This window comes from Streptomyces sp. NPDC006265 (assembly GCF_040613555.1).
Taxonomy (GTDB): Bacteria; Actinomycetota; Actinomycetes; order Streptomycetales; family Streptomycetaceae; genus Streptomyces.
The window spans coordinates 1-5,353 of sequence record NZ_JBEXSH010000640.1; the positions used below are offsets into that span (position 1 = coordinate 1).

Sequence of the window (5,353 nt, forward strand, 5' to 3'; positions counted from 1 at the left end):
ACAGGTCCTCGAAGAGGTCGAACTTTCCCGAACGGCCAGCCAGCCGCGGGGAGTCGGCGCCCGGGCGCGGCCAGCATGTCGGCGGTGGTCGCGCCCTTGGTGCACAACCGCCCCGCGTTCGCCGGATGCGCCTTGTCACCGGACGCCTTCAGCACCGTGCGCCGCCCGTCCGGGCCCATCCCGACGTCGAGTACGAGGCCGCAGCCCACACCGCAGTACGAGCAGACGGTGCGCACCCGCCGCGTGTCCTGCGGGATTCCGTGGGTCGTGGTCATCCTCCGACGGTACGGATCGCCCGTTACACGGTTGTCACTGCGCCTGATCGTGAGGGGTTACGCCGGTCACACAGCCACCTCGCGGCCGATGTGAGGTGCATTGAGGTCGCGGAGCGTGTCGCTGTTGGGCCGAACGGGTGACTCTGCGCAAGAATTGCCCGATGCAGACAGCGAGCGCGACCCAGGACGGAGCATGCCGGTGAACAGCCACGATGTCACCGACGAACAGTGGGAGGGGCTCGCCCAGGTCGTACCGCTGCGGAGCCGGGACGCCTGGCCGTCCGCCGTCGGCCACCGGTCCATACCCGAGGCCGAGACGGAGACCCGCCGCCGTTTCGTCGTCCTGCGCGTGAACGTCTTCGCCGACGCCCGCGACGTCGCCGAGCGGCTGATGGCGGGCGTCCCCGTCCTCCTCGACCTCACCGGCGCGGAGACGGAGGTCGCCAAGCGCGTCCTCGACTTCAGCACGGGCGTCGTCTTCGGCCTGGCGAGCGGGATGCACCGGGTGGACCGCAACGTGTTCCTGTTGACGCCGGCGGGGACCGAGGTGACCGGGCTGATGGAGGGAGCGGACCTCCCCGGGGTGTGACCGTCGGCGTGACCGCAGGCGTGACCGTAGCTCGATCGTGGGAAACCCCCGGAGACGGAACGGTTCGTCCTGCCGGTGGAGCCCTACCGTCCGGACATGACCCAGCCCGCCCTCCCCGACCGCCCCCGCATCACCGAACTGCGCCTGTCCGCCTTCACCACCCACCGCCGTGCCGCTTTCCCGCTCGGGCCCCTCACCCTCCTCGCCGGTCCCAGCGGCTGCGGCAAGACCAGCGCGCTGCGGGCGTACCAGGCCCTTGCCCTGCTCGGGGGCGGCGCGGAGCTCGACGAGGCGTTCCCCGACCCCGCCGCCTGCGTACCGGAACGGGCCCGGCCCGACGCGCAGCGCCGCCGCGGCTTCCGCATCGGCTGCACGGCCGACGGCCCCGCGGGCCCGGTCCGGCTCGACATGGCCGTACAGGCCGAGCCCGAACTGCGCCTCGTGGGCGAGCGGTTGACCGCCGACGGATTGGTCCTCCTGGAGACCGCCCTGCGCGACCCGGGCAAGCGCGCCGTGCAGGCCGCCTGGCACACGGCCGGGCCGACGCCGGTGACCCGCGGCCCGCTCCCGGACGACCGGCTCGGCACCGCCCTGTTGCCGCTGCGCGTGGCGGGCAGGACACCCGGGCAGCGCAGGGTGCTGGCGGCGGCCGAGCAGATGGTCGTCGCCCTGCGCTCGGCCTTCGCCTGCGACCCCGAGCCCGCCCGGATGCGCGGGCCCGTGGCGGCCGGTTCCGGCCACCTGCTCGGCGGCTGTGGCAATCTCGCCGACGTGCTGTGGCGCACCCGCGCCGAGTGCGGGCGGCGGCACGCGCAGTTCGTGGCGGCGGTGCGGGCCGGCTGCGCCGGACCGGTGGCGGACGTGCTCGCCCGGGCGGAGGAGACCACGGGGACGATCCGCGCCGCGCTCGACCGGGGCGACGGCGTCGTCACGGACCTGCGCCGGCTCGGCGACGGCGAACTGCGCTACGTCGCACTGTCGTTGGTTCTGCTCACCGGACCGGGTGTGCTGGAGGTCGACCTGGCCGGCGAGGTGCCCGCCGCGCTCCAGACGCTCACGGTCCTGGCCGACGGCTTCGACCGGGGCATGGACGGACGGCAGCGGCTGGAACTGCTGCGGCTTGCGGCCCGGATGTGCGAGCGGGGGCACATCCGGCTGGTCGGCGCGGTCAGCGACGGCTCCTGGGCCGCGGGGACGGAGGGAGCCACGGTGGTACACCTGGACCGTGACTGATCCCCTGGACGTGGCCGGACTGCAACGCCGCCTGGCCGATTTCGCGGCCGCGCGGAACTGGCAGCAGTACCACACCCCCAAGAACCTGGTCGCCGCGCTCAGCGTGGAGGCCTCCGAACTGGTCGAAATCTTCCAGTGGTTGACGCCCGAGGAGTCGGCCCGGGTCATGGCCGACCCGGACACCGCGCACCGTGTCACCGACGAGGTGGCCGACGTGCTCGCGTATCTGCTCCAGCTGTGCGAGGTGCTCGGCATCGACCCTCTGGCCGCGCTGAACGCGAAGATCGACCGGAACGAACGGAGGTTCCCGATCTAGAGGCACGCCCCGCCGACCGACTCCCTCTCACGGAGTGAAGAAGTCCACTTGTACCCTGCGTAATCAAATCACGGCCCGAATCCGAATCGTTGTCCGCAATTTTCCGCCTTCCTCTGGCTTTTCGTCTCACACCCCTTCACTCTGGGTAGTGAACAAGGGAGTGCGGGCAGACGGACGCGCGCAGCGCGTCGGACAAGACGGGGGCAGCGCATGGACGCGGTGCGGCTCATCGTGACGAGCAGGCGGTCCCTGGCGGCGGGCGGAGACGCGCGGGAGACCCTGGCCGAGGTGTGGCAGGCGCAGGCCCTCGCACAGGCCATAGGCAGCCGCCTCGCGGTCACCGGACCACCCGAACTGCGCGGCGAGGCACTGGGGTTGACGGAGCTGGCGGGCCGCGGCTGCGGCGTCCTCGACCCACCCGAACTGGGCCCCGGTGAGCTGCGGGCGGGCCAGCTCACCGAGTTGGGCGACGCCCGCCACACCCTGATGTACCTCGGCGGCCTCCTCGGCGAGGTCGGCATCGCCCTGGTCGTCCTGGCCAGCGCCGCCGGCGACGAGGGCACGTACTGGCAGTGCATGGAAGCCATCGACGCGGCGGACGAGTCCCGCGACCGCGTCCTGGAGATGCTCCGCAGACTCGCGGACCGGGAACAGACGCTGCCTGAGAGGGAGGCGGGGTGAGGCGGGGCGGGGAGAGCCCCTGACCCGCCCGGGCAGCGCGCCCCTAACCCGCCTGCCCCTCCTCGGCGACGCCGCGTTCGGCATCCCCCGCCGCCTGGAGATCGGCGTCCAACGCCGACAGATCCGCGTTCAACGCCGCCATCAGCTCCTCCATCTGCTGCAACAGCCCTTTCGACTGCCCGGTCCCGCCCTGCTGCGGCACGGTCTCTTCGGACATGACCGCCTCCTCGGCCCCCGGCCCTCGGGAGGCCGACGCGGGTGACACCCCGGCGGTCCACCCCTCGGGGCGGAAGCCGGGGGCTCCGGCTCCGCCCGAGCCAACGATCACCATCGGGGCCGGTCACTGGCCGGGTCGGGCGGCGGCTGCGGTATTGACGTAATTTCACCCGACCGGGGACCGCGTGGACCGGGGGGCCGATCTCGTGATCGTCCGCCGAGGCGGGGCAGGATGGAGGACATGGATCTTCGCATCTTCACCGAGCCCCAGCAGGGGGCCACCTACGACACTCTGCTCGCCGTCGCCAAGGCCACCGAGGACCTCGGCTTCGACGCCTTCTTCCGTTCCGACCACTACCTCCGCATGGGCACCGTGGACGGCCTGCCCGGCCCCACCGACGCCTGGATCACCCTGGCCGGACTCGCCCGCGAGACCAAGCGCATCCGGCTCGGCACCCTGATGACCGCCGGCACCTTCCGGCTGCCCGGCGTGCTCGCCATCCAGGTCGCGCAGGTCGACCAGATGTCCGGCGGCCGGGTCGAGCTCGGCCTCGGAGCCGGTTGGTTCGAGGAGGAGCACAAGGCCTACGGCATCCCCTTCCCCAAGGAGAAGTTCGCCCGCCTCGAGGAGCAGCTGGAAATCGTCACCGGTCTGTGGGCGACGGACCCCGGCAAGACCTTCGACTTCCACGGCACCTACTACGACCTCACGGACTCTCCCGCCCTGCCCAAGCCGGCGCAGCGGAAGATCCCCGTGCTCGTCGGCGGCCACGGCCCCTCCCGCACCCCGCGGCTGGCCGCCAAGTACGCCGACGAGTTCAACATGCCCTTCGCCTCCGTCGAGGACAGCGAGCGCCAGTTCGGCCGGGTGCGCGCCGCCGCCGAGGAGGCCGGCCGCAGCGGCGACGACCTGACCTACTCCAACGCCCTCGTCGTCTGCGTCGGCCGGGACGAGGCGGAGGTCGCCCGCCGGGCCGCCGCGATCCGCCGCGAGGCGGACGAGCTGAAGCTCAACGGCCTGGCCGGCTCCCCGTCCGAGGTCGTCGACAAGATCGGCCGCTACGCCGAGGCCGGCTCCAGCCGCATCTACCTCCAGGTCCTCGACCTGGACGACCTCGACCACCTGGAACTGATCTCCGCGCAGGTGCAGTCCCAGCTCTCCTAGCGGGCCCGCCGAAGCGCCCTCGATAAACGAAGGCACTGGTGGGCACAGGTGTGCGAAGCTGAGGACGTCGTCCTGCCGAGCCCCCGGGATCACCGTTCCTGGGGGCTCTCGCACGTACGGCACGGAAAACGTCCACCAGCCGGAGAGGCCCTCCGCATGTTCCTGACGATCACCACCACCGGCACCCCCGAACGCCCCGCCACCGACCTCGGCTACCTGCTGCACAAGCATCCCGACAAGGCGCAGGCGTTCTCCACCTCCTACGGCACGGCCCACGTCCTCTACCCCGAGGCCGAAGCCGGGCGCTGCACGGCGGCGCTGCTGCTGGAGGTCGACGCGGTGGCACTGGTCAGGCGCGGCAAGGGCAAGGGCCGCGGCGGGGCCCCGGACGCGGCACTCGCGCAGTACGTCAACGACCGCCCCTACGCGGCCTCCTCCCTGCTCGCCGTGGCGCTGAGCGGCGTCTTCTCCAGCGCCATGAAGGGCGTCTGCAACACCCGGCCGGAGCTCCCCGGCCAGGCCAGGCCGCTGCGCGTCGAGGTGCCCGCACTGCCCGCCCGCGGCGGCCCCGACCTCGTACGCAAGCTCTTCGAGCCGCTCGGCTGGACCGTCACGGCGGAGCCTGTGCCGCTGGACGGCGAGTTCCCCGCATGGGGCGACTCGCGGTACGTGCGCCTCGTCCTGGAATCGGATGCGCTCACCCTCGCAGAGGCCCTGCGCCACCTCTACGTCCTGCTCCCCGTCCTCGACGACGCCAAGCACTACTGGGTCGCCCCCGACGAGGTGGACAAGCTGCTGCGCGTCGGTGAGGGCTGGCTGCCGGGCCACCCGGAGCAGCGGCTGATCACCAGCCGCTACCTCTCGCGCCGCTGGGCGCT

At 72.4% G+C, this 5,353-nt stretch carries 8 protein-coding genes; 6 read left to right on the top strand and 2 right to left on the bottom strand.

Annotation, left to right across the window (positions count from 1 at the left end; all coding sequences use genetic code 11):
• Window positions 1-275: hypothetical protein (locus ABZ281_RS36135; protein ID WP_356662290.1), on the bottom strand; the 275-nt coding region annotated here is incomplete at its 3' end.
• A 193-nt stretch (window positions 276-468) separates the two neighbouring features.
• Here ABZ281_RS36135 and ABZ281_RS36140 point away from each other — a divergent pair.
• The 4 genes from ABZ281_RS36140 (at window position 469) to ABZ281_RS36155 (ending at window position 3,094) form a co-directional block, all read left to right on the top strand.
• On the top strand, window positions 469-864 hold the full coding sequence (locus tag ABZ281_RS36140; protein ID WP_356662291.1) for a cell division protein SepF: 396 nt from the start codon (window positions 469-471) through the stop codon (window positions 862-864).
• 96 nt (window positions 865-960) lie between these two features.
• Window positions 961-2,097: an ATP-binding protein gene (locus ABZ281_RS36145; RefSeq protein WP_356662292.1), complete on the top strand. Its 1,137-nt coding sequence runs from the start codon at window positions 961-963 to the stop codon at window positions 2,095-2,097.
• Window positions 2,090-2,413 carry a nucleotide pyrophosphohydrolase gene (locus ABZ281_RS36150; RefSeq protein WP_184908171.1) on the top strand — a complete coding sequence of 108 codons (324 nt, stop codon included), beginning with the start codon at window positions 2,090-2,092 and terminating at the stop codon, window positions 2,411-2,413. Before ABZ281_RS36145 ends, ABZ281_RS36150 begins: the two co-directional genes overlap by 8 nt.
• A 210-nt stretch (window positions 2,414-2,623) precedes the next feature.
• Window positions 2,624-3,094, top strand: a complete 471-nt coding sequence (locus ABZ281_RS36155) for a DUF6099 family protein (RefSeq protein WP_356662293.1) — start codon at window positions 2,624-2,626, stop codon at window positions 3,092-3,094.
• A gap of 43 nt (window positions 3,095-3,137) precedes the next feature.
• On the opposite strand, the gene ABZ281_RS36160 is transcribed toward ABZ281_RS36155, so the two are convergent.
• Window positions 3,138-3,311: a hypothetical protein gene (locus ABZ281_RS36160; protein WP_356662294.1), complete on the bottom strand. Its 174-nt coding sequence runs from the start codon at window positions 3,309-3,311 to the stop codon at window positions 3,138-3,140.
• Between the two features lie 240 nt (window positions 3,312-3,551).
• Between ABZ281_RS36160 and ABZ281_RS36165 the strand changes: the two genes are divergently transcribed.
• Both ABZ281_RS36165 and ABZ281_RS36170 read left to right on the top strand, forming a co-directional pair.
• Complete coding sequence (locus ABZ281_RS36165; protein ID WP_356662295.1) at window positions 3,552-4,475, top strand: LLM class F420-dependent oxidoreductase; 924 nt, start codon at window positions 3,552-3,554, stop codon at window positions 4,473-4,475.
• Window positions 4,476-4,631: 156 nt separating this feature from the next.
• Window positions 4,632-5,353, top strand: a 722-nt coding sequence (locus tag ABZ281_RS36170) for a 3' terminal RNA ribose 2'-O-methyltransferase Hen1 (protein WP_356662296.1), incomplete at its 3' end; no start/stop codon positions are given.

Excerpts from the sequence above, each read along its gene's own strand:
- ABZ281_RS36140 (WP_356662291.1), top strand. The coding sequence starts at position 469 with ATGCCGGTGAACAGCCACGATGTCACCGACGAACAGTGGGAGGGGCTC.
- ABZ281_RS36145 (WP_356662292.1), top strand. The coding sequence starts at position 961 with ATGACCCAGCCCGCCCTCCCCGACCGCCCCCGCATCACCGAACTGCGC.
- ABZ281_RS36155 (WP_356662293.1), top strand. The coding sequence starts at position 2,624 with ATGGACGCGGTGCGGCTCATCGTGACGAGCAGGCGGTCCCTGGCGGCG.
- ABZ281_RS36160 (WP_356662294.1), bottom strand. The coding sequence starts at position 3,311 with ATGTCCGAAGAGACCGTGCCGCAGCAGGGCGGGACCGGGCAGTCGAAA.
- ABZ281_RS36165 (WP_356662295.1), top strand. The coding sequence starts at position 3,552 with ATGGATCTTCGCATCTTCACCGAGCCCCAGCAGGGGGCCACCTACGAC.